The sequence below is a fragment of the Geobacter hydrogenophilus genome, from assembly GCF_018501225.1.
Taxonomy (GTDB): Bacteria; Desulfobacterota; Desulfuromonadia; order Geobacterales; family Geobacteraceae; genus Geobacter; species Geobacter hydrogenophilus.
In genome coordinates, this window is sequence record NZ_JAHCZI010000017.1 from 40,561 (window position 1) to 62,951 (window position 22,391).

General features: G+C 57.9%; 18 protein-coding genes. 3 read left to right on the plus strand and 15 right to left on the minus strand.

The genetic code is table 11. The features are described 5' to 3' along the window. Nucleotides 1–43: 43 nt before the first annotated feature. From KI811_RS17510 to oah, 14 genes are all read right to left on the minus strand, one after another. On the minus strand, nt 44–1,219 hold the full coding sequence (locus KI811_RS17510; RefSeq protein WP_214187761.1) for a thiolase family protein: 1,176 nt from the start codon (nt 1,217–1,219) through the stop codon (nt 44–46). A 13-nt stretch (nt 1,220–1,232) separates the two neighbouring features. Beyond that, nucleotides 1,233–2,411, minus strand: a complete 1,179-nt coding sequence (locus tag KI811_RS17515) for an acyl-CoA dehydrogenase family protein (protein ID WP_214187762.1) — start codon at nt 2,409–2,411, stop codon at nt 1,233–1,235. 184 nt (nt 2,412–2,595) lie between these two features. Continuing rightward, nucleotides 2,596–3,387 (minus strand): formate dehydrogenase accessory sulfurtransferase FdhD, encoded by a 792-nt coding sequence (gene fdhD, locus KI811_RS17520; RefSeq protein ID WP_214187763.1) that lies wholly within the window; start codon nt 3,385–3,387, stop codon nt 2,596–2,598. Between the two features lie 21 nt (nt 3,388–3,408). Continuing rightward, the gene (locus tag KI811_RS17525; RefSeq protein ID WP_214187764.1) at nt 3,409–3,849 is read right to left on the minus strand and encodes a GNAT family N-acetyltransferase; all 441 of its coding nucleotides are present in this window, start codon (nt 3,847–3,849) and stop codon (nt 3,409–3,411) included. A 301-nt stretch (nt 3,850–4,150) separates the two neighbouring features. Further along, nucleotides 4,151–5,455 carry an aminotransferase class I/II-fold pyridoxal phosphate-dependent enzyme gene (locus KI811_RS17530; RefSeq protein WP_214187765.1) on the minus strand — a complete coding sequence of 435 codons (1,305 nt, stop codon included), beginning with the start codon at nt 5,453–5,455 and terminating at the stop codon, nt 4,151–4,153. Between the two features lie 24 nt (nt 5,456–5,479). Further along, complete coding sequence (locus KI811_RS17535) at nt 5,480–6,136, minus strand: 2Fe-2S iron-sulfur cluster-binding protein (protein WP_214187766.1); 657 nt, start codon at nt 6,134–6,136, stop codon at nt 5,480–5,482. Nucleotides 6,137–6,147: 11 nt separating this feature from the next. Beyond that, on the minus strand, nt 6,148–8,055 hold the full coding sequence (locus KI811_RS17540; protein WP_214187767.1) for an NADH-ubiquinone oxidoreductase-F iron-sulfur binding region domain-containing protein: 1,908 nt from the start codon (nt 8,053–8,055) through the stop codon (nt 6,148–6,150). A gap of 9 nt (nt 8,056–8,064) precedes the next feature. Beyond that, nucleotides 8,065–8,517, minus strand: a complete 453-nt coding sequence (locus KI811_RS17545) for a complex I 24 kDa subunit family protein (RefSeq protein WP_214187768.1) — start codon at nt 8,515–8,517, stop codon at nt 8,065–8,067. Nucleotides 8,518–8,558: 41 nt separating this feature from the next. Beyond that, the gene (locus tag KI811_RS17550) at nt 8,559–9,320 is read right to left on the minus strand and encodes a hydrogenase iron-sulfur subunit (RefSeq protein WP_214187769.1); all 762 of its coding nucleotides are present in this window, start codon (nt 9,318–9,320) and stop codon (nt 8,559–8,561) included. Between the two features lie 51 nt (nt 9,321–9,371). Further along, entirely contained in the window at nt 9,372–12,416 is a 3,045-nt protein-coding gene (locus tag KI811_RS17555) for an FAD-dependent oxidoreductase (protein WP_214187770.1), read from the minus strand. 51 nt (nt 12,417–12,467) lie between these two features. Beyond that, nucleotides 12,468–13,619, minus strand: coding sequence for a (Fe-S)-binding protein (locus KI811_RS17560; protein ID WP_425513824.1), 1,152 nt, complete (start codon nt 13,617–13,619; stop codon nt 12,468–12,470). Between the two features lie 26 nt (nt 13,620–13,645). Further along, a complete protein-coding gene (locus tag KI811_RS17565) occupies nt 13,646–14,185 on the minus strand; it encodes a 4Fe-4S dicluster domain-containing protein (RefSeq protein WP_214187772.1) in 540 nt (179 codons plus the stop codon). Between the two features lie 47 nt (nt 14,186–14,232). After that, nucleotides 14,233–16,194: an aldehyde ferredoxin oxidoreductase N-terminal domain-containing protein gene (locus KI811_RS17570; protein ID WP_214187773.1), complete on the minus strand. Its 1,962-nt coding sequence runs from the start codon at nt 16,192–16,194 to the stop codon at nt 14,233–14,235. Nucleotides 16,195–16,394: 200 nt separating this feature from the next. Continuing rightward, complete coding sequence (gene oah / locus KI811_RS17575; RefSeq protein WP_214187774.1) at nt 16,395–17,540, minus strand: 6-oxocyclohex-1-ene-1-carbonyl-CoA hydratase; 1,146 nt, start codon at nt 17,538–17,540, stop codon at nt 16,395–16,397. A 325-nt stretch (nt 17,541–17,865) separates the two neighbouring features. Between oah and KI811_RS17580 the strand changes: the two genes are divergently transcribed. Further along, a complete protein-coding gene (locus tag KI811_RS17580; RefSeq protein WP_214187775.1) occupies nt 17,866–18,219 on the plus strand; it encodes a hypothetical protein in 354 nt (117 codons plus the stop codon). Between the two features lie 489 nt (nt 18,220–18,708). On the opposite strand, the gene ltrA is transcribed toward KI811_RS17580, so the two are convergent. Next, nucleotides 18,709–20,049 (minus strand): group II intron reverse transcriptase/maturase, encoded by a 1,341-nt coding sequence (gene ltrA / locus KI811_RS17585; protein WP_214187776.1) that lies wholly within the window; start codon nt 20,047–20,049, stop codon nt 18,709–18,711. A gap of 550 nt (nt 20,050–20,599) precedes the next feature. On the opposite strand from ltrA, the gene KI811_RS17590 reads away from it, so the two are divergent. Further along, a complete protein-coding gene (locus KI811_RS17590) occupies nt 20,600–21,523 on the plus strand; it encodes a hypothetical protein (RefSeq protein WP_214187777.1) in 924 nt (307 codons plus the stop codon). Between the two features lie 76 nt (nt 21,524–21,599). Next, the gene (locus KI811_RS17595) at nt 21,600–22,298 is read left to right on the plus strand and encodes a hypothetical protein (protein ID WP_214187778.1); all 699 of its coding nucleotides are present in this window, start codon (nt 21,600–21,602) and stop codon (nt 22,296–22,298) included. Nucleotides 22,299–22,391: the final 93 nt, after the last annotated feature.

The window sequence follows — 22,391 nt, forward strand, 5'->3', positions numbered from 1 at the left end:
AGCAATCCGTAGACTTCCTCAAATATTGCGGAAAAGTGGCGTTTCATACCCTCTCAAAGATGGCCGCCACTGCTTCACCGCCTCCGATACAGAGCGTTGCGAGCCCGTAGCGGGCCTGGCGGCGATGAAGCTCGCGGACGATGGTTGCGGCCAGGCGTCCGCCGCTTGCCCCCAGGGGATGGCCGATGGCCACGGCCCCGCCGTTGACGTTGACCTTTTCCGGGTCGAGCCCCAGTTGCCTGATGGCAAGCATGGTCACGGCGGCAAAGGCCTCGTTGATCTCGAAGAGATCGATATCACTTGTTTTGAGCCCAGCTTTAACAAGGGCCTTTTCGATGGCCCCCACCGGCGCCTCGGTGAACTGATCCGGGTGCTGGCTGTTGGAGGCATAGGCGATCAGGCGTGCCTTGGGCTTGAGGCCGTACTTTTTCACCGCCTCACCGCTGGCCAGAAGCGTCAGGGCTGCCCCATCGTTAATGGAGGAGGCGTTGCCGGCGGTAACGGTGCCGTCTTTCTTGAAAGCGCCCCGCAGGCCGGCAATCTTGGTGAAGTCCACCTTGAACGGTTCTTCGTCATCACTGACGGTCACCTCTCCCTTGCGCCCCTTTTTAACCACCGGCACGATCTCATCCCGGAAGATCCCTTCCTTTACCGCCGCCTGCGCCTTCTGGTAGGAGCGGAATGCAAAGGCATCCTGGTCGACGCGGGAGATGCCGTGCTTTTCGGTGGTGGCCTCGGCGATCACTCCCATATGGTTACCACTGTAAGGGTCGAGAAGGCCGTCGTTCACCAGCAGGTCGATCAACTCGCCGTTTCCCATGCGGTAGCCGTAACGCCCCTTGCCAAGGAGATACGGGGCCAGGGACATATTCTCCATGCCGCCGGCGATGACCACGTCGGCATTGCCGAGCTGAATAGAATCGGCACCGAGCATGAGGGCTTTGAGGCCGCTGCCGCAGACCTTGTTGATGGTCATGGCAGGGATAGTGTCGGGAAGTTCGGCATAACGCATAGCCTGACGGGCGGGCGCCTGCCCTGCCCCTCCGCTCAGGACCTGGCCGACAATGACTTCGCCCACTGCATCGGCAGGCAGGCCGGAGCGGCCAACAAGCTCCCGGATGACCGCGGCGGCCAAACGGGGAGCCTCCACGTCGGACAACTCCCCCCCGAAAGAGCCAAGGGGGGTACGCAGGGATTCGATTACATAGACGTCACTCATATTTGTTCGCTCCTTACCGGAAGGCCGAGATGCCGGTGACTTTCTCGCCGATGATCAGGAGGTGCATGTCGTGGGTACCCTCGTAGGTGTAGACCGCCTCCAGGTTGTTGGCATGGCGCATGATCGGGTACTCGCTCATGATGCCGTTGGCCCCCATGATGGTCCGGGCGGTGCGGCAGATATTGATGGCCACATGGACGTTGTTCATCTTGGCCATGGAGACCTGGGCCGGCGAGTAGTTCCCCTGGTCCTTGAGGCGACCCAGCTGCATGACGAGGAGCTGTCCCTTGGTGATCTCGGTGACCATTTCCGCCAGCTTGCGCTGCTGCAACTGGTAGGAAGCGATGGGCTTGTCGAACTGGATCCGGCTGAGGGCGTATTCAAGAGCAGCCTGATAACAGGCGTCGGCCGCGCCCAGGGCACCCCAGGCAATACCGTAGCGGGCCTGGGTGAGGCATCCCAGGGGTCCCTTGAGACCTTTTACGTTAGGAAGGAGGCTTTTCTCCTCGTCAACGATGACGTCTTCGAAGACGAGCTCGGAGGTGACGGAGGCCCGCAGGCTCCACTTGCCGTGCATCTTGGGAGCGGAGAAGCCCGGGGTACCCTTCTCCACCAGGAAGCCCCTGATGCCGTCGTCGGTCCTGGCCCAGACCACGGCCACGTCGGCAACGCTGCCGTTGGTGATCCACATCTTGGAGCCGTTGATCCGCCACTTGCCGTTTGCTTCGCGCACGGCGTTGGTGCGCATCCCGGCCGGATTGGAGCCGAAATCCGGCTCGGTCAGTCCGAAGCAGCCGATCTTCTCACCGGCGGCAAGCTTGGGGAGCCAGTACTCCTTCTGGGCCTCGCTGCCATAGGCGTAGATGGGATACATGACCAGGGAGCCCTGGACCGAGGCAAAGCTGCGAAGGCCCGAGTCGCCGCGCTCCAGTTCATACATCAGCAGGCCGTAGGCCACGTTGGAGAGGCCGGCGCAGCCGTACTTCTCGGGGAGGTTCGGACCGTAAAAACCGAGTTCGCCCATCTTGGGGATCAGGTGGCTGGGAAAGGTCTCGTTCAGGGCGTGCTCCTCGATGATCGGCAGCACCTCATCATTGACGAACTTGCGGGCAGTCTCGCGAACGAGTTTCTCCTCGTCCGTCAGAAGTCCCTGGAACCCCATGTAATCCGTCAGTTCTGTAGTAACACTCATTTTTGTCTCCTTTCGGGCCTTTCCCAGGCAGTTTGTATATGACTTGCCCCTATTCCCACATGCGGCAAATAAAACACTGTCACCTTTAAGTAAACAAGTACCGGAATACCAATTTTAAGTCAAGAGAATTTTGACCGTGCTTGAAATAAATCCCGGACAGATTCCGTCCTGGCCGAACCAGTGACTATATTCCGGTGGCACACGCACGGCCCTCCTCCATTGAGTCAACCCGCAGTCGCTCGGGATGGGTATAGAGCTCGAACCTTCCGCCCCGCACGTAGCCGATCATGGTGATACCCGCTTCATCCGCCATCCTGACCGCCATATCCGTCGGAGAGGTTCGGGAGGCAATGAGCTCAATGCCGAGAAGAACGCATTTCGCCACCATCTCCGTGGAGACCCGCCCCGACGTGACCAGCATCGTGCCGGCCAGGTCTACCCCCCTCAGCAGCGCCTCTCCGGCTATCCTGTCCAGGGTGTTGTGCCGACCGAGATCCTCCGCGTAGAGGACGATGGAACCGTCCCCCACTGCCGCCGAGTGCATCCCGCCGTGGCTGCGGTACCCCTCCGCCTTTCTGGCCAGTTCCTCCATCATGGCGAATACTGCCATGGGCGAAAAGTGCCTAGCCGCAGAGGTGCCGGACCGTCCCTTCGTGGCCTGCGGAATCGTGAAGGTAATCCCGGTGCCGCATCCCGACGTGAGGACCGGCTTCAGTTTCTCCGGCAGATCACCCTTGATCTGAACCCGCGCAATGCCGAAATCATTGCAGACCGAGAGAAGCTGGAAGTCCTCAACCTTCTCCACAAACCCCTGCAACCGCAGGAATCCGGCGACGAGAAAACGGAGATCATGGGGCGAGGCGATGAGGGTGGCGATCTCCCGGCCGTTGACATTCAGGAGGAGCGGAAACTCACCCACGAACTCCTTCTCAGTTGCCGCCAGTTTGCCTTTGTCGTAGTGGTAAATGCTCTTCATGGCCGATTCCCCCTGCTTCGCTCATGACTTCTCAAGCTCTACATACCTGCCGGAAGACAACCCCTGGTTGCGGAAGAAGGACAAGGTCAGCTTGTCTTCGCGTTCCACCATTGTCCGCACGGTTGCAGCCCCGGAATGTTTCAGGCAGGTGCAGATCTCCTCAAACATCCGCTGCCCGATCCCCATCTTCCGGTTCCGTGGCGAAACCGAAAGCGCGAAGACCCATCCGCAAGGGGGGGAACCGAATTCCCAGGCACGGACTTCACCAACAATGAAACCGACGACCTTTCCATTGATTTCGGACACAAGGAAATGACAGTCGTCGTCTCCGCAGTTCACGTAGTGCTCGAAGATCCTGCGCCAAGTGGCCTGTTTTCCTTCGATATGACCCGTTTCATCCAGGGCAAGTACGGCGTCGAAATCAGACGGCCTGGCGTTGCGGATGATAATCTGTTCTTTCATATGCGTATCCGGATAGGAATTTTCCATGATTTCAGCGAAACTGTCACCGATAACTATTATGGTATTTAAGTACCACAATACATGATTATTGGCAAGCACTTTAATGCGAAAAATATCTGACTAACACAGATATTTCGCTAAATCCTTCTCCCTTGGGGAGAAGGTGGCCGAAGGCCGGATGAGGGGAGCGGCACGTCCCCCTCCTCTCTGTGGGGGGGACTAGATACTCAAAAATGAAAAAAAGGCGGATGGGAAAACCCAACCGCCTTTGCTTGTTAACAGTGTCCGCTACGTGGAGTGACTACGAAAGATCCTGCACCGCCTGGTGAATAGTGGCAAAGAGTTCGGGGATATCCTTCTCGTCGATGCAGGAGAAGGCGATGCGCAGGTCGGTCTTGCCGATGGATATGGCGCCGACGCCGTACTTGTCAAGCAGATGGACGCGCAGCTTTTCGGCATCCACGGTCTTGAGCTTCAGGCACATGAAATAGCCGGAGTTGAAGGGGTAGTAGTCCCAGGCCTTGTCGAACTTGCCGCTGTTCAGGACTTCCTTCGTCTTGAGGGCGCGCCCCCTGAGCACCTGGAATTTCTCTTCCTTCTGCTGCAGGAACTTCGGCGAACGGAGCGCCTCGATGGCGAACGTCTGGGAAGGGTGCGGGCAGTTGGAGATGCGGGCGCGGATGATCCCCATGGCCTTTTTCTCAAGGGCGGTCATGACCGGCGCGTTCTCATAGCCGTTGCCATCGGCAAAGGTGATGAAGCCGGTACGGAAGCCCCAGACGAACTCCTCCTTGGTGGCGCCATCCAGCTTGACCGCCAGGATGCGGGGGTGAAGGTTGGCGAGCTTGCCGAACAGGGACTCTTTCAGGCTGTCTTCGTAGAAGAGGCCGAAATAGGCATCGTCGGTGATGGCAACGATGTTACAGCCTCCCTCCGCCACCTCTTTGATGGCTGCCACCAGCGCATCACCCTCGGCAACGGTCGGGGTGTAGCCGCTCGGGTTGTTGGGGAAGTTGAGCAGCACAACCGCCTTCCCCTTTTCCTCGGCGCTGTTCTTCAGCTCCGCCTTGAACGCATCGACGTCATAGCCGCCGTTTACGGTGAAGGTCGGATATTTCCTGATGACGGCCCCACAGCAGGTGCCGAAGGTCAGGTTGTAGTTCCCCCAGAGCATGTCCGGGAGGAGCAGGTGATCTCCCTTGTCGAGGAACATGTCGCCCACGATGGAGAGGCCGTGGGTCAGGGCGTTGGTGACGATGGGGTTGCTGAAGTGCTTACCCTGCTGGCTGGGGTTTTCCCGCAGCATCTTCTCCCGCCACAGGGAGCGCAACTCCGGCTTGCCCGCGGGGGGAGCATAGGGATAGATGTCCTTTGGATCAAAGGCGGACAGCTTGTCCTGGATGCACTGCAGATACATCGGACCGCCGTTTTCCGTGGCAATGCCGATAGTTGCATTGAATTTGTGAGCCTTCTCCTTTGCCTCAGCCGACTGGGTAAGGATCCCTTTCGGAAAGAAAAGGTTCTTGCCGAGATCGGACAGCATCTCCAGGACGTGGGGATTGTGCTGGGCAAGCAGATCATTCAATTCAACAGCCAATGGGTTCACGTGATTCCTCCTTGAGGTAAGATTCTATCCGGCCTGTTTTTCCGGCGCGGAGCCGCATGAACATGAGCACCCGCAGCCGCCTGAATGTGCCTCCTCGGGAGGTGTCATCAGCGCCCCGGCCAACACGTATGCCGCCTGCAGCGCCGAAGTGGGACAGAGAGGGAAACACTCCTTGCAGTCCCAGCATTCCTTGGCGGCTATTTCCGGAATGAAGCTTATCTCACGGTTTGACCCCCTGTCAACAAATCCTACGGCATTCTTCTTTTTTATCTCGGCACAGTACCTGACGCAGAGGCCACAGTGGATACAGAAGGAGGGATGTTTCTCAAAGCGATCCCTGTCCGCCCCGTACTCCTGGGCCAGCGCCTTCAGCTCCTCGGAGTCAGGCGCGTGCGCCAGCATCTCCTCCAGCAGCACCTTGCGGATCTTGTCCACCTTCTCGGTCCTGGTCCGTACCACCAGCCCCTTCTCCACCGGATAGATGCACCCGGCGACCAGCTTCGGCCACCCGCGGACTTCCACTTCCACCGTGCATATGCGGCACCCGCCGTAGGGCTCAAGCTTCTCGTGGTGGCACAGCGTGGGGATGGAAATCCCGACTGACTTCGCCGCATCCAGAATGGTCATCCCTTCGGTGGCGACAACCTCTTTCCCGTCAATCTGCAAGTTGATTTCGCTCATGGTTTTCTCTCTCAGGCAATGGCTCGTTTATCTTCAGGGACAGGGGCCGGAACCGGTTCGCCGGAAATCTTCCGCACCGCACCGAAACGTGACGGGCAGACGTCGAGGCAGGTTCCGCACTTCGTGCACTTTTCCTGGTCGATGATATGAATCAGCTTCTTGCCGCCGTGGATCGCCTCGGCGGGACACTGCCTGAAACAGCTGCCGCAGGCCTTGCACTTGGCCGGATCGATGTGGAAGGCGATCATCTCCTTGCATGAGAGGGCCGGGCATTTCTTGTCCCTGATGTGGGCCTCATACTCGTCCCTGAAGTAGCGGATGGTGCTGAGGACCGGGTTGGGGGCACTCTTGCCCAGGGCGCAGAGGGCCGCCCCCATGGACTCCGCCAGTTCCTCCAGAAGCTCGATGTCCCCTTCTTTTCCCTTGCCGGCGGTGATCCTGGTGAGGACCGCCAGCATCTGGCGGATCCCCTCGCGGCACGGGGTGCACTTGCCGCAGGATTCGTCCTTGAGGAAGTCGATGAAGTACCGGGCGATGTCCACCATGCAGGTGTCTTCATCCATAACGATCATGCCGCCGGACCCCATCATGGACCCCGCCTTGGTCAGCTCATCGAAATCCACCGGCAGGTCCAATTGCGCCTCGGGGATGCAGCCGCCGGAGGGGCCGCCGGTCTGCACGGCCTTGAACTTCTTGCCGCCGGGGATGCCGCCCCCCACTTTCGTGATGATGTCCCTCAGGGTAACGCCCATCGGCACTTCCACGAGACCGGTGTTGGTGATTTTGCCAACAAGGGAGAATATCTTGGTCCCGGTGCTCCCAGCGGTGCCGAAGGAAGTGAACCAGTCGGCCCCCTTGTTGATGATCTGCGGCACGTTGGCCCAGGTTTCCACGTTGTTCAGGACGCTCGGGTGGTCCCAGACCCCCTTGACGGCGGTATGGATGTACTTGGGCCGCGGTTCGCCGGCACGCCCCTCCAGGGCCGTCATGAGCGCCGAGGATTCGCCGCAGACAAAGGCGCCGGCACCCATGTGGACCTTGACGGTGAAATCAAAACCCGACCCGAGGATATCCTTGCCGACAAACCCGCGCTCACTGGCCTGCCGGATGGCGAGGTTGATGTTCTCGACGGCCAGGGGATATTCCTGGCGGACGTAGATGAACCCCTCATGGGCGCCGACCGCATAGGCGCCGATGATCAGGCCTTCGAGGATCGAGTGGGGATTCCCCTCGATGAGCGCCCGGTCCATGAAGGCGCCGGGGTCACCCTCGTCGGCGTTGACGATCACGTACTTGATCGGGTCCGGGGCGTTGCGGGATTCCTCCCACTTGCGCCAGGCCGGGAAACCGCCCCCTCCCCTCCCCCGCAGGTTCGACTTCTTGATTTCCCCCATCACCTCTTCGGGGGTCATCTGGAAGAGGACCTTGGAGAGGGCCGAGTAGCCGCCAATGGCGAGATAGTCGTCCATGCTCTTGGAATCGAGCCGGATGTTCTCGCTGAGGATGTTGCGCTGCTGGTTCTTGTAGAAGGGGATGTCCGACTCCCGCAGCGCCCTCGTCCCCGTGGCCGGGTCCTCGTAGAGGAGGCGGTCCACCACCTTTTTCTCCTTGATGGTGTGGGAGACGATCTCGGGGACGTCCTCGGGCTTCACCTTGAGATAGCAGATCCCCTCGGGGTAGATCATCACGATGGGCCCACGCTCGCAGAAGCCGGGACAGCCGGTTCCCTTGGTGTTCACTTCAGTCGTCAGGCCATGGAAATCAAGCTCCGTCTTGAAGGCCGCGATGACCTCGGCTGCCCCGGAGGCGAGGCAGCCGGCGCCGGCGCAAACCGAGATGCACGGCTTGGTCGGGTCAATGCGGGAGACGATATCCTTCCTGGCGCATTCCAATTTTTCAGGGGAGTTCAACCTTGTCATAAATCACCCTTACTCGCAGTTATTCAGCACGGATGCAATCTGGGACGGGGCAATGTTGCCGTGGTGCTTGCCGTCCACTTCCATTACCGGCCCCAAGGCGCAGCAACCGAGGCAGTTAACGGTTTCGACGCTGAACTTCAGGTCTGAGTCCGTTTCGCCGGACTTGACGCCGGTCACCTCCTGCACCGTGTCGAGGACCCGCTGGGCGCCCCGGACGTGGCAGGCGGTCCCCATGCAGACGTGAACCTGATGACGCCCCTTCGGAACGAGGCTGAAGGCCTTGTAAAACGTGGCAATGTGCTGGATGCGGCTCATGGGCACCTGCAGTTTCTCACTGACCCTTTTCAGCGCCTCCTTGGGCAACCAATTGTGCTCGCTCTGGATATCCAGCAGGATCTGGATGAGCGAACTGGCTTCACCGTCATGCTTGTCAATGATTTGGTCTATTTTTGAGATATCCATGGTCGCCTTCCTTTTCTTCCGTAATCAGAAACCCCTGTTTCTCAGGCCAGTGCGTACCGCTTCAGCTCTTCGTCGAACCTGACCAGCCCGTGCATGGTCGCGCTCTTCAAATGCCGTGATACTTCAGATGCGTTCAGGCCGAGGGTTGTTACGATCTCTCCCGTGTTCAGGGGCTTGTCCTGGAGGAGGAGCGTGATCTGGCTCACCGCCAGCTTGTTCGCCACCAGTTCGTCAAAGAGCTTTTTCAGCTCATCACTGGCGAAGAAATCAGCGTACTCCTGCTCCGTCTTGAAGCGCTGCCGCAGCCGTTCCCGTTCCACCAGCTTCACGTAGGGGACCAGCTTGTTGGCCGCTTCCAGCCTGAGCTTGAGGGCGCCCGGCTCTATCCCCTCCCCTTTGCCCAACGGCCCCAGTTCCTTCAGCTTCTTGCCGAAGTCGTTCATCACCTCGGCGTACCGCATCCCCTCCGAGGCGGCGATCCATTCGAGCCGCAGCCGGTCGGGATTGATGCCGATCCGTTCCAGGATCTTCTTGGCGATGTGCACGTTCTTCAGCACATCGTAGTTGCCCTCGGTGACATAGTGGCATTCGCCGGGCCAGCAGCCGCCGATGAACACGCCGTCCGCCCCCTTGGAGAATGCCCTGAGCACGAATGCCAGGTCCACTCTGCCGGTACACATTACGCGGATAATCTTTGTTTCAGTTGTATATTGCAGTCTGGAAACTCCAGCCAGGTCGGCAGCGCCGTACGCTCACCATGTGCACAGAAAACCGACTACGCTGGGTTTATGATCGGTACTCATCTGTACTCTCCTTCCCGGGCAACAGCCGCTGCCCTCTGTGTAGTGCCTTCCTTAGTGCTCAGGAAAGGCCGCGTCGATCTGGGCAAATATCTCGTCATCGGTGTAGTGCTTCAGATAAATTGCCCCGGTCGGGCATTTCGCGTTGCAGAGACCGTCACCCTTGCAGAGGATCGGTTCGACCCTGGCCTTTTTCCCCTGGGGCGTGTCGACAAAGGAGATGGCTCCGTACTTACAGGCGGTGATGCATGCCCCGCAGGATACGCAGTCGCTCTCGGTCACATCGCATACGGCCCCGGAGGCGGTGACCGTCTCCCGCGAGAGGATCCCCACGGCGCGTCCCGCTGCGCCATAGGCCTGGCTGATGGTTTCCGACAGGTGCTTCGGATAGTGGGCCGTGCCGCAGAGAAAGACGCCGTCCGCCGCAAAATCCACCGGCCTGAGCTTCACGTGGGCCTCCTGGAAGAAGCCGTCGGGGTTGTTGGAGACCTTGAAGAACTTCCCGGCGTCCTGGCTCGATTCGGCCGGGATGACCGCGGCGGCGAGCACCACCAGGTCGGCTTCGAGCTCCATCATCTGCCCCAGGACCGGATCGGGGACCGTTACCTTGAAGCCATCCCCGGCGGCCTCCACCACCGGCTTGGTATCCGCCTCGTAGCGGATGAACTTCACGTTCTTCTCCGACGCCTCGCGGTAGTAGGTCTCCTTGAGGCCGTAGGTCCGCATGTCCCGGAAGATGATCTGGATCTCCATCTCCGGATTGATCTCCTTGAGCTTGTGGGCGTTCTTGATGGCCTGGCTGCAGCAGACGCGGCTGCAGTAGTTGCGGTCAGCCTGCCGGCAGCCGACACATTGGATCATCACCACGCTCTGGGCGCCCGTCACCTTCTCGCTCTGGTTGACGATCTCCCCTTCCAGTTCCAGTTGGGTCAGGACCCGGTCGCTCTGGCCGTAGAGGTATTCGGTCGGCTTGTATTCCTGGGCGCCGGTGGCGATGACGGCCACGCCGTGCTTCACTTCCCGGTTGCGCCCTTGGGAGGCCACCGTGGTAACGAAGTTCCCCACGTAACCGGAGACATCGGTGATGTTCGCATCGGTCCAGACATGCACCCGCGGGTGGCGGTAGACCTTCTTGACCAGGTCCGCGAGGAAGGACTGGACATCCATCCCCTCCAGGGTGTAGTGGAGGCGCCGTGCCATCCCTCCCAGGTCGTCGTCTTTTTCGATCAGGTAGACCTCGAATCCCTGTTCGGCCATGTTGAGGGCGGCGGTCATGCCGGCCACCCCTCCGCCGACCACGAGCCCCGTGTGGTCCACCGGCAGCTGGAATTCCTGCAGCGGCTCCAGGTGGGCGGCCCGGGCAACGGACATCCTGACGATCTCTTTTGCCTTCTGGGTGGCGCTCTCCTTCTCGCGGGAGTGGACCCAGGAGCAGTGCTCGCGGATGTTGGCAAACTCGAAGAAGTACTGGTTGAGCCCCGCTTCCCGGCAGGTATCCCGGAAGAGCGGCTCGTGGGTCCGCGGCGTGCAGGCCGCCAGGACGACCCGGTTGAGCCCCTTTTCCACGATGGCGTCCGATATCTGTTTGGCGTTCTCCGTGGAGCAGGCAAAGAGGTTCTCGCCGGCCCAGGCGACGTTGGGGAGCGTGGCCGCGTATTCGATCACTTCGGGGATGTTGACGACCCGGCCGATGTTGGCGCCGCAGTAGCAGACAACGACCCCGATCTTCAACTCCTCCTGCGAGACATCTTTCTCCGGCGGGTAGACCCGCTCCCGCTCCAGCCGGCCGCGCCGGTAGGAGAGGAGCTGGCCGCAGAGGGCGCCGGCGCCGCTGGCGGTCACGACCGACTCGGGGATGTCCAGGGGGCCCTGGAAGGCGCCGCTGACGAAGATCCCCTTGCGGGAGGTCTCGATGGGGTTGTACGGGTTGTTCTTGCAGAACCGCTGGCTGGTGAGCTCGATGCCGATCTTCTGGGCCAGCGCCTCCACATCCTTCGGCGGATTGAGACCCACCGACAGGACCACCATGTCGAATTCTTCTTCCTTCACGCCGTCGTCAAGGGTCGAGTACCGGATGGTGACGTTCTTGGTGCTCTCAATCTCTCTCCCCACGGTCACGTAGCTCCGGATGAAGCGCACGTCGGAAAGCTTTTCCGCCCGCTGGTGGAAGCGCTCGAAGTCCTTGCCGTAGGCCCGGATATCGTTGTGGAAGATGGTGGCCTGCAGGTCGGCGTCGTGGTCCTTGGCCAGGATCACCTGCTTCTGGCTGTAGGCGCAGCAGACCGCCGAACAGTAGTTGTTCCCCCCTTCGTTCACCTGCCGCGAGCCGACGCACTGGATCCAGGCGATCTTGTGGGGGTGCTTCTTGTCCGAGGGGCGCAGGATCTCACCCTCGTAGGGACCGGTGGCGCAGAGAATCCGCTCGAAGTCGAGGCTGGTGACCACGTTCTGCATTTTGCCGTAGCCGAAATCCCCGCGAAGCTTCGGGTTGAAGGTCTCGTAGCCGGGGGAGAGGATGATCGCCCCCACCTCCACCACCATGGTCTCGGGCTTCTGGTGGAGATCGATCGCCTTGGTCTTGCAGGCGCCGACGCAGATCTGGCATTTCCCCTCTTTGAGGTAGAGGCAGGTCTCCGGGTCCACGTAGGTGACCAGCGGCACCGCCTGGGAGAAGTAGATGTGGACCGCCTTGTTCTCGGACAGGTTCTGGTTGAACGGATCAGGGATCTTGACCGGGCAGTAGTCCACGCAGATGTTGCAGCCAGTACATTTCTCCTCGGAGATGTAACGGGGCTTCTTGGTCAGAGTCACCCGGAAGTCGCCGGCCTCGCCATCCACCCGCTCCACTTCCGTGTAGGTGATGATCTCGATGTTGGGGTTCCGGGCGCATTCGATGAACTTGGGGGACTCGATGCACATGGAACAGTCGTTGGTGGGGAAGGTCTTGTCCAACTGGGACATCTTGCCGCCAAGGGCGGGAGATTTGTCGACCAGAAAGACCCGGAATCCCGAATTGGCGAGGTCGAGAGCGGCCTGAATACCGCTGATCCCGCCGCCGACAATAAGTACGTCACCAATATTTCTGTCTGAGGTATTCATAGAGTTCGCCCTTCGACTGGAATGCTGTTCAATGCTCTGCTTCCGTTGTTCCTAGATCACTTCCAGGATGATTTCCGCCAGGTCCTTCACCTCGACCTTCTCGTGCTCGGCCAGATCCAGGCTGCTGTCCGTGAAGTTCGTGATGCAGTAAGGGCAGGAGGTTGCCAGCACCGTCGCCCCCACGTCGACCGCCTGCCTGATCCGCAGATCGGCGAACCGCTCTTCCTTGGGCGTTTCCATCCAGATTCGGCCGCCGCCGCCACCGCAACAGAGGCTGGTTTCCCGGTTATCCGCCATCTCCAGCAGTTCGAGGCCGGGGACCTGCTGCAGCACTTGCCGGGGCTCGTCGTAGATGCCGTTATGGCGCCCCAGGTAGCAGGGATCGTGATAGGTGACCTTCTTGGCGAACTCGCCGGTGATCCGGAGCCGCCCCTCGGCGATGAGCTGGCCGATGTACTGGGAGATGAAGACCACCTCGAAGTTCACCTTGAACTCGGGATACTCGTTCACGAAGGTGTGGTAGCAGTGGGGAGAGGAAACAAGAATTTTCGTGACGCCGTTGTCGATGAACTGCTTGATGTTCTCCTTGGCCAGCCGCTTGAACAGCTCCTCGTTGCCGGTCTTGCGGATGCTCTCCCCGCAGCAGCTCTCCTTTGATCCGAGGATGCCGAAATCAACGCCGGCCTTGTTGAGAATCGCGGCGGTTGCAGCGGCCACTTTTCTCATTCTCGGGTCGTAGCTCAGGTAACAGCCGGTAAAATAGAGAAGCTCCATCCCCTCGGCATAGGGCTTGACCGGCAGGTCCTTGGCCCAATCGCCCCGCTGGGTCCGGTCGCCCCCCAGGGAGTTCCCCTCGGAGGTGAGGCTCGCCACCACGTTGCGGATCGTCCCCACGTGGCCGGGATAGACGTCGTACTCGGCGCCGATCCGACGCATGGCGACTCCCGCCTCGATCTGGTTCACCCCCCTGGGGCAGCGGCTGGGGCAGGTGCCGCAGGTGCTGCAGCGCCAGATGTCTTCCTGCTCGATCTCGGTCAGGCCGAACGTCCCCTGACGGACGATCTTGCGCATGCTGAACTGCCGTACCCGGTTCCAGGGGCAGACCGAATCGCACAGACCGCACTGGTAGCAGTACTTGAGCGAGTCGCCCCCCTTCTCTTTTATGACATCGATGATCTCTTTGTATGGAGTAACGGTTTCCACGATGGCACCCATCCTGTTCTGTCGAGTTAGCGTTTTTTGGTGAGCTGCTCAACCGTATCGGCTACCTTGTCCGCGCCAAACCTGCTGATGAGCGATTCCAGGCCGATTTCCATCTCGCTCAGCTTCGTGCTCTCATCGGGCTCTTCCACCTCCCGCTCCGTGACGCTCAGGGCGCCCACGAGGCACCACTTGACACAGAGGGGCTCGGGCTCGCCGTCGCAGAGGTCGCACTTGAGGGGCAGGCCCGAATCGGGCTCCCGGAACAGGTCTCGGGACGGGCAGGATGCCCGGCAGAACCCGCACTCGTCGTACTCCTTGCCGTCAATGGTGAACTTGTCCCTGCCGATGCATTCCGACTCGGTGTACTCCCCGGCATAGAGCGGCACATAGATGTCTCTCAGGGGGTCGCGCACCACCCTGACCCGGGAGCGGGCCGGATTGTTGCTGCTGTACCTCGGCATGGCGTGGAAGGCGGAGCAGATCACTTCGCAGGCCCGGCAACCATTGCATTTGTCGGCATCGATATTTATGGTCTTGACTATTCTCTTCTTCGTCTCGCTGTTCAAGTTCTCGCCCTCCACTCTCAAGTATCTCTGTTGCCGCGGAAGCCTTTTCAGCTGGCCGACAGAATCCCGCGCTTGATGAATTCCTCGCCCACGTAGCCCAGGCCCAGATCGTCCAGGGTTTCCTTCGTCGGGATGCCGTCATCGTTCCATCCCTTGAGCTTGTAGTAGGAATCCAGAAGCTCCTTCTCAAGCTCGGGGAACCTGTTTTTCCAGTGGTTCGCGGGGGGCTGCTCGTCGACCCTTCTCATCCCCCTTCTGATGTTGAAGGCCCGGACCAGGGTGCGGTAGCGCTTCGCCGCCTTCTTGAGCTTCTCCGTGTCCATCTCGATGCCGGCGCCGGCCGCGATGAACTTGGGATAGTTGTGGATGTGATACGGCGGCTTCAGGGGGAACGAGGAGAGGCCGGCGCATTGCCCGAGGGCGTCGTCGATGTAGTGCATCATCTCCTGCCAGTCGACGATGTCGCAGCACATGTCCACGGTGGGGAAGTGGGGCATCGACTTCTCGCCGCGGGGCTCCCACTCCAGGAAGATCTTCTTGAACTTCTCGTCAGGCACCTGGATCCAATCCTTGACAAAGGCTTCCCGCTGCTCAAGCTTCGGATACGGCGCCTGGGGGAACTGCCCCTCGATCTGGGTGATGTTGATCTTCTCGCCGGTGCAGTACATGAGATAGTAGATGGGGTTCAGCATGGAGAGCTTGAGCGGCAGCTGCTCGTGCTTCTTGATGTTGTTGTGGGCGTACTCCTCGGCGCCGTTGCCGATCTCCTGCGCCGCCCAGTAGGTGCCGTTGGCCAGCACGTCTCCGATTCCGTCCCGGTTGACGATCTTGTCGAGGAGGTAGAAGAATCTCTCTTCGTTGCTCTCGGGCAGCCCCGGGAAGTCGGACTCCTTGAGAATCCCCTTTTCCAGGAGCTCAAAGGCAAAGGCCATGACCTGGGGGGCGGAGAACCCGTCGAGCCCGTATTCCGTAGCCTTCTGGGCGATCCGCAGCCCGAAATCCAGGTTCGAAAAGGCAGCCATGGTATAGGTGAGCTTGGTGAAGCATTTCATCATGTAGGTGGGGAGCCCTTCCATGGAGATGGTGGCGCCGCACTTCATGGGACAGTTGTAGCAGCTGATGAGGCGCGTCCGGGCCTTCTCCATGGTTTCTTCCCAGGCGTGCGACACCTCGTCGGTCCAGAAGTCCTTGCGGCGGGTCCGGGCGTTCCCCCAGTTGAAGTTCTCGGTGTGCCACTTTTCGTCGTGCACCTTCATCTCCTGGGGCGAACCCAGGCCGGCCAGGATCGGCATGACGTCCGGAATCGGATTCTCTTCCCGATGTTTGATGTAGTCGAGCACCTCGTTACAGAGGCCGATGTACTCCTCCGGCTTGGCCACACAGAGGTCCTTGGTCCCGCGCACGACGACGGCCTTGAGCCCCTTGTCCCCCATGACGGCGCCGATGCCGCCACGGCTGGCGCTGGACCGCCCCTGCTCGATGGAGGCATAGAAGACCCGGTTTTCCCCGGCCTTGCCAATGGCCGCCACCTGGGCCCGCGGCTCATTCAACTCCTTCTTGATGATCTCCGCCGTCTCAATGGCCCCCTTCCCCTTCAGGTGGGAGGCGTCACGGATCTCAACCTTGTCGTTGTTGATATAGAGGTAGACCAGCTCCGGCGACTTGCCGCGGAAGATGATCTTGTCATACCCGGCATACTTCAGCTCCGGCGCCCAGAACCCCCCCATCATCGAGAAGGCCATCAACTTGGTCTGGGGAGAAACGGTGGAGACGATGGTGCGGTTGCATCCCGTTGCCGGCGTCCCGCACAACAGGCCTGCGGCGAAAATCAGGAGATTCTCCGGCGAGAATGGCTCGACTTCGGGGGGAACCCTGTCCCACAGAATCTTGGCATTGGTTCCCAGTCCACCGAGATAAAGCTCGGTGTCTTTCGGATCCGTGGCCACCCTCTCAATGCTTCCCTTGGTCAGATCGACTTCCAGAACATATCCGGTCTCTGCATACCTCATATTATTACCCCTTCGTAAGTAACCTTAATACGGGCTCCGCCTATCGGGACCGATGCAACATTGTTGCTCTTTGGTAATTTAGTACTACAATACTTATTTTCTGTCAAACAATATTTGATTAGACGTTTTTCTCGAAACGATTTCCGCGCTTCCGCGTCCGGTGCCCCTTCAGGATCGGGGCGCCGGACGCGCTTGCTTCCTTACTTCTGACCTGTCGGCATGAGGCTTTCGATCAGTTCCTCGGTCCAGGGAGTTCCCTTGGCCAGACCTTGGCGAAGCTTGACGAAGTCGATTTCGCGGCCGGTCTCCTTGGTCCCCTCGTTGAAGGCGCGGAAGCCGGTGCGGGCCTCGTTCATCATGTTGAGCGCCAGCCACGCGCGGGAGTTTTCCTTGTTCAGGTTCCACGCCTGAAGCTTCGGCTTGCGCAGCTCCTCCAGGCTCTTGGTCATGCACTCGGGGAAGGTGTCCAGGAGCTTGGCGCACAGTTCCTCCACCTTCTCATCGAGGAGGCTGAGGTCGATCTCCCCTTCCTTGATCTGGGCCTGTCCCGCCTTGAAGTCAGCGCCGGTCTTGAACTCACCCTGGACTATCCTGCCATACTCGTCCAGGAACCGGTCGGTGATAACGGTGGGGTTGGCGACGAATTTACCGCCGACCTTGAGGGCCGGAACCACATCAGCGATGATGCCGAGCCGTGCCGCCTTGTGGGCCGAGAAGGGCTCGCAGAGGGTGCCGGAGACCATGGCCTGCTCGCAGCCGATCATGAGCGGGAGGAAGTCGGTTGCCCCGCCGATGGCGGCCGAACCGTGCTTGGGGCCCGCCTGGCCGAAGTTGGCCAGATCCTGGGCGATACTGAAGTCTGCGGCCATGCCGATTTCCTGGCCGCCGCCGATCCGCATCCCGTTCACCCGGCAGATGACCGGCCGGTCGCAGCCGAGGATGGCGGAGACCATGTCGTTGAACAGCCGCATGTACTGCCGGTACTCCTGAGGGTTGCCGGCGTAGTACTCCGCGTACTCCTTGGTGTTGCCGCCGGTGCAGAATGCCTTGTCGCCCACGCCGGTAAAGACCACGGCGTTCACCTCGCGGTCGACGGAGGCCCGGCGGAAGGCAAGAATGGTGGCCTTGACCATGTCGGTGGTGTAGGAGTTGTACTGCTTGGGGTTATTGAAGATGATCCAGGCGTTGTAGAGCCCCTCCACCACCGAACCGTCGCGGCGCTTGGCCGGGCGCTTCTCGTAACGGACCATGCCGTCACAGAGGCTCTCCACCTCGCGATCGATAAGGTTGTGATCGATCAGATGCCCCGGTGCGGTCTTTGCGATTATCTCGTCTGTTCTCGCCATTGCTTTTCCTCCCCATTGGATATTTACGTACAAGACTTACTATTCAAAACAACGTTTCACGTTCTATTTATGTAAATTAGTACTTCATTACCGATTTAGTGTCAAGCACTTTTTTGTGCCCTCTCCGGCCTCCTCGGGGACATCTGCAACGGAAAGTGAATTAACGGATAGTGCGGAGAAGTTCGGGGAATCGGGATAAAACTGGGACTGGGCGTGCGTCACGGTGTAGCGCTTGTTCGTAATAATGGATCGCATTCAGGATTTTTAATTTAAATTTCATCAAATGTTGCGTATAGTTGGCGAAATTTATTGCCCCGGGAGAACAATGAAAACCCGCCTCATTCTTAAACCCGGTCAACGTGGCACCAAACGTCTCTCCGATACATACGGCGACAACCTTGTCTGCGTGCGCTTCAGATATGATGCCGCGACTCGACAACGGATCAAAACTGTTGAACTGATCGTCGAGCGCATAGACTGGAACCCACCACCGGAGAAATATCCCGCAGATACTCTTGTTGCGGTAAAAATTGAAGGTTATGAAATCGACCTCCGTAAAAAGATCAAAGAAGCCGGAGGGAAATGGAACCCAGACAAGAAACTCTGGTTTGTTACCTACGGCAACATTGCGGGCACGGCATTGGAAAAGCATATATATGTAGATACATTGGATAAGTAGCCAAAAACTCAAAAGCATCTACATTTAGATACAAAAATGTCATCTACATATAGATGCAAGCATATATCGGTAGATGCTTGCATCTATATGTAGATACGCCGGTCTAACCGGTCAATAACGAGTTCACCGCAAAAGACTAATAAAAACAATAAGATAAACCAATAACAACAAACCAAAAAACCGAATGAAATGCACTGAATCCTAAAAGTCGAAGGGAGCAAGACAAGAAGATTAAAAGGCTTGAATAAAGACAAAAGCCATGCTACGAAGCGGCGAGCCGCTGCTCAACGCCGTTGAGGCGTAGGAGCAGACAGGCACGCCGCTTCGCGGCGAAATGTTTATTCCAGCCTTTAAACCCCTGCCTTAGCTCCCTCCGACGAATTCAGTGAATGTATCGGTGTCTTGCGGTGAATCGGGTAGCCGGGGGTCTTAGCCCCCCAGCCCCCACACCACCCGGCATGCGGGTCCGCACCGGGCGGTTCGATGAAGTCACCGGGCCGTAGCCGGGTGATGGATCTTCACCCACAGTTCTTTGACAGATACGAGACCTTGATCTTTCAGCCACTGATTGGTCATACCGTGCTGGGCAGCCAGCCTGCGGGACATGGCCCACGGGCCGTTGCGATTCAGCCCTGCCCGGATGGAGGTGCCAAGCTGGACACCCAATTTGAGCAGGTTCCGAATCTTGGTGCGGCACCACCGCCACTGTTTCCAGTAACACAACCGCACCCTGCGCCTGATCCAGCCGTCTATTTCCGGGATGTCGCGGTAGGCTTCGGCAATGCCGAAGTATCCCATCCAGCCCCGGAGGTAGGTGGACAGCTTGTTCAGCCGGTACTCCATGGAGACGAACCAGCTTCGTCCGGTGTACTTCCTGACCCGGCGGCGGAATTCCCGGTACGCCGTGTCTGACCAGAGGATTTTGGTCCCTTTGAAGACGAAGCCAAGAAAGCTGATGTCGCCGCTTCTGGCGACGTTGCTCTTGTCTTCGTTGACCGTGAGCTTGAGTTGGCGCGTGAGATAGTGCCTCACGCTCCCCATGACCCGTTCGCCTGCCCGCTCGCTCTTGACGAGGATGACGAAGTCATCGGCGTAGCGGACGAACTTGTGGCCACGTTTTTCAAGCTCTTTGTCCAGGTTGTCGAGGAGGATGTTGGCGAGAAGCGGGGAAAGAGGACCGCCTTGGGGAACCCCTTTGCGGGTCTTTTCCAGCCGCCCGTCAACCTCTACCCGGGCTCGAAGATATCTGCCGATCAGCGCTAATACCCGCTTGTCGCGGACCTTCCTCCCCACCATCGTCATGAGGAGGTCGTGGTTGACCGTGTCGAAGAACTTGGCAAGGTCGATGTCCACGGCGATGCGGTAGCCCTGTTGCAGATACTCCCGCAACTGCCGCACGGCATCATGCGCCGAGCGGCCGGGGCGGAAACCGAAACTCGATCCGGAGAAACCCGGATCGAAGATCGGCGTGAGCACCTGGGCAATTGACTGCTGGATCAGCCGGTCGAGCACGATGGGAATGCCGAGAGGACGGGTCCCGCCCGTCGGTTTCGGAATCTCCACCCGAAGAACCGGCTTTGGTTGGTATGTACCTGTTGCAAGCGATGCACGGATGTCACCCCAAAGCGGCCGGAACTTGTCGGGGAAGTCGTCGATGGTGATTCCATCGACTCCGGGTGCGCCTTTGTTGGCACGTACCCGCTTCCACGCCAGTTCCATGTTCTCTGTGGCAAGTATCCGTTCCAGTAGGTGATTCTCCGGAGTCGGCTGGTCAATGACGCGCTCCATCGGCACTCCCCCATTCGGGTTCTGTGTGTCGTGAAAGCTCATTGGGGCTTTTCTCCTCTTCATCGTTCGGCCCTTCGGCGAGGTAAGTCTTCCGACTCTCTATGTCGGCTTGTTTCCAGTCGCTGCATCGCTTGGCAACGACGTCCTATCGCCTACTATGGCTTCTGCTGACTTCTGCCCCATCACGGCAGCTGTTACCAGATGCCGCGCCATCGGAAGCGATAGCAAGTGAGACAGATCTCCCCGGATAAGAACGTGAACTGTCGCTACACAACCGCAGCATTTACCGTTTCTCCTGAATCCGTGGGACTTCGTCATGTTGTGCTGACTTGCCCGGATGACGGCCTTGTATGCTGTTTCTGTTCGTCGGCTCATAGCTTTGCGCTCGGGCTTCCTTCAGACCCCTCCTCGCGGAGACGCCCTTGCCGTCGGCTAGTACTTTGTTACGCTGTCTCTCGACAGTGCTGAATTCTACGTACAGGGGACTTGCACCCCATTAGTTCACGCCCATGCCGGGCGTACACCAACGGGTTACACCGGCCCGGAGTGCCGGTGAACCCTCAGCCGTTGAATGACATGAGAGGGAAAACCCATGAAAACTGAATTGTTTATTAAGTACACTGGCTCATACACAGAAAATGATTCAGAAATACCCCTTTCCGACCTAGGAAAATCTCTCGTCTCATTCGAAAAACTTGTCGCTGACCTTATCAAAATATGCCGCATTAATGGGGAGGTTGTTGTCACGGCAACTGCCACTCGAGAAGGTTCGCATATAGTAGACACAATTATCCATATCAATGGAGCAATTGGTCAGCTTCCCTTCGACTCACCAGAATACCTGATTCAATACTTGAAGCTGGTAGGAGATGACAGTTGGCGTAAAGCCGCAGAGTACTTTAACGACCTCAATAACATCAGAGAAGGGTTGAACTCTTATTTTTCGCAGCGACCCGTAGACTTTGCTTTGCTTTCGGGCGCAATCGCTTATCTGATAACGAAGGCACGAGAGCAAAAGTTTAAGCCAGTCCCAGAAGATACAGAGCTACCAAAGAGAATAGCCAAGGAGCTATATGGCCTTATAAAAAGGAACGGATTCAAAGGATTCATTTCCCCCATTGTAAATGAAACTGCCGGTGAAATTGAAATAAGTCCAGACAAGGATTTCAAGCATGCTGGTGCGCGAATTAACGATTCAAACTTTGAAGACTATTTAACAGAAGATAATGAGATCTTGCCAGACTTTGTAAACGGGGTAGAAGTCATCCTTGAAGGTGAAATCACCAGCCTAAAAAGCACAAGAGGAGACAGCCTCACATTTCAATACATAGACTCTGGGACTGTTTATAATCTTGAACTTTTTCCACCAAACGGAAAGAACACAAAGCACTACGTCAAATATTACAAGGAGAAAGTCAGAGTAACGGCCACAGTCGAACGAGTTTCTATGTATAAAAAACCAAAATTGCATTTGTCAAATATCGAGCAAATTCAAGCAGTTTTTGATTTTGAGTGACATACATTCAACCAGGGGGCGGCAGCGGCCTACGCTGACGCTTCGCCGCTGCGCCCCTACGACGTTAGGTGAAAAAATGACGAAAAGAATGGGAATGCTATGTTGCGTGGCCGTGCTCTTCAGTGTGGCTTTTTCGAATGAGTTGTTTGCCAATCCCGATTTCGAGTTGTTGATAAGGATTCGTGAGCACAAGTTTGTGCATGATTATGGTTTTGCAGCTAATTCAGGAAATATAACCAAAATTAAGACCTATAATGAAGGATCGAAGGATATTCCTTGGGACAACTTTATCAGAACTAGTCTGCCTTGGACAGTTTGGACAGAACGGAATCCATCTGAAGCTCCCAACTTCAAAAAAGTACTTGCAGATAAAGAGTTTTTTTCTGAGATAGCCATTAGCCCAGATTTTCATTGGGTTGCATTATCAGTTGGTAACCCTGACAGTGTCATTAACCACAAACACAAAGAAATATCTCTCGTGAGCACATCGGATTTTAAAGAAAAAAAACGTATTAAACTAATTAAGGGCCGATATGTTGGCGACTTGGCTTGGAGATCTGATTCCAGCAAGTTGTTGGTCTTAGAGAAAACAGAGCGAGTTGGACTTAACCCGCTAGAACTTCTCTCGGCGTTTGCTGGTCATCCAGTTCCACATAACAGCTTTTATTTGGCAATTTTTGATGCCATTCGTGGTGAGTTTTCTGAAGCAACCAGTCCCTTCGCAGAGGATATTGAATATGCTTCAGGATGGTTCGCTCAGAGTAAACCTAACTAAGCGTGGCAGACGGTCCGGAAGTTCCCCCGGTAGTGTAGACACCTCAACCTAACGGAGGTGTCAGGATGGCAAAAATCAACGGGCCGAAGAAAA

Excerpts from the sequence above, each read along its gene's own strand:
- KI811_RS17510 (WP_214187761.1), bottom strand. The coding sequence starts at position 1,219 with ATGAGTGACGTCTATGTAATCGAATCCCTGCGTACCCCCCTTGGCTCT.
- KI811_RS17515 (WP_214187762.1), bottom strand. The coding sequence starts at position 2,411 with ATGAGTGTTACTACAGAACTGACGGATTACATGGGGTTCCAGGGACTT.
- fdhD (WP_214187763.1), bottom strand. The coding sequence starts at position 3,387 with ATGAAGAGCATTTACCACTACGACAAAGGCAAACTGGCGGCAACTGAG.
- KI811_RS17525 (WP_214187764.1), bottom strand. The coding sequence starts at position 3,849 with ATGAAAGAACAGATTATCATCCGCAACGCCAGGCCGTCTGATTTCGAC.
- KI811_RS17535 (WP_214187766.1), bottom strand. The coding sequence starts at position 6,136 with ATGAGCGAAATCAACTTGCAGATTGACGGGAAAGAGGTTGTCGCCACC.
- KI811_RS17540 (WP_214187767.1), bottom strand. The coding sequence starts at position 8,055 with ATGACAAGGTTGAACTCCCCTGAAAAATTGGAATGCGCCAGGAAGGAT.
- KI811_RS17545 (WP_214187768.1), bottom strand. The coding sequence starts at position 8,517 with ATGGATATCTCAAAAATAGACCAAATCATTGACAAGCATGACGGTGAA.
- KI811_RS17555 (WP_214187770.1), bottom strand. The coding sequence starts at position 12,416 with ATGAATACCTCAGACAGAAATATTGGTGACGTACTTATTGTCGGCGGC.
- KI811_RS17570 (WP_214187773.1), bottom strand. The coding sequence starts at position 16,194 with ATGAGGTATGCAGAGACCGGATATGTTCTGGAAGTCGATCTGACCAAG.
- oah (WP_214187774.1), bottom strand. The coding sequence starts at position 17,540 with ATGGCGAGAACAGACGAGATAATCGCAAAGACCGCACCGGGGCATCTG.
- KI811_RS17580 (WP_214187775.1), top strand. The coding sequence starts at position 17,866 with ATGAAAACCCGCCTCATTCTTAAACCCGGTCAACGTGGCACCAAACGT.
- ltrA (WP_214187776.1), bottom strand. The coding sequence starts at position 20,049 with ATGAGCTTTCACGACACACAGAACCCGAATGGGGGAGTGCCGATGGAG.
- KI811_RS17590 (WP_214187777.1), top strand. The coding sequence starts at position 20,600 with ATGAAAACTGAATTGTTTATTAAGTACACTGGCTCATACACAGAAAAT.
- KI811_RS17595 (WP_214187778.1), top strand. The coding sequence starts at position 21,600 with ATGACGAAAAGAATGGGAATGCTATGTTGCGTGGCCGTGCTCTTCAGT.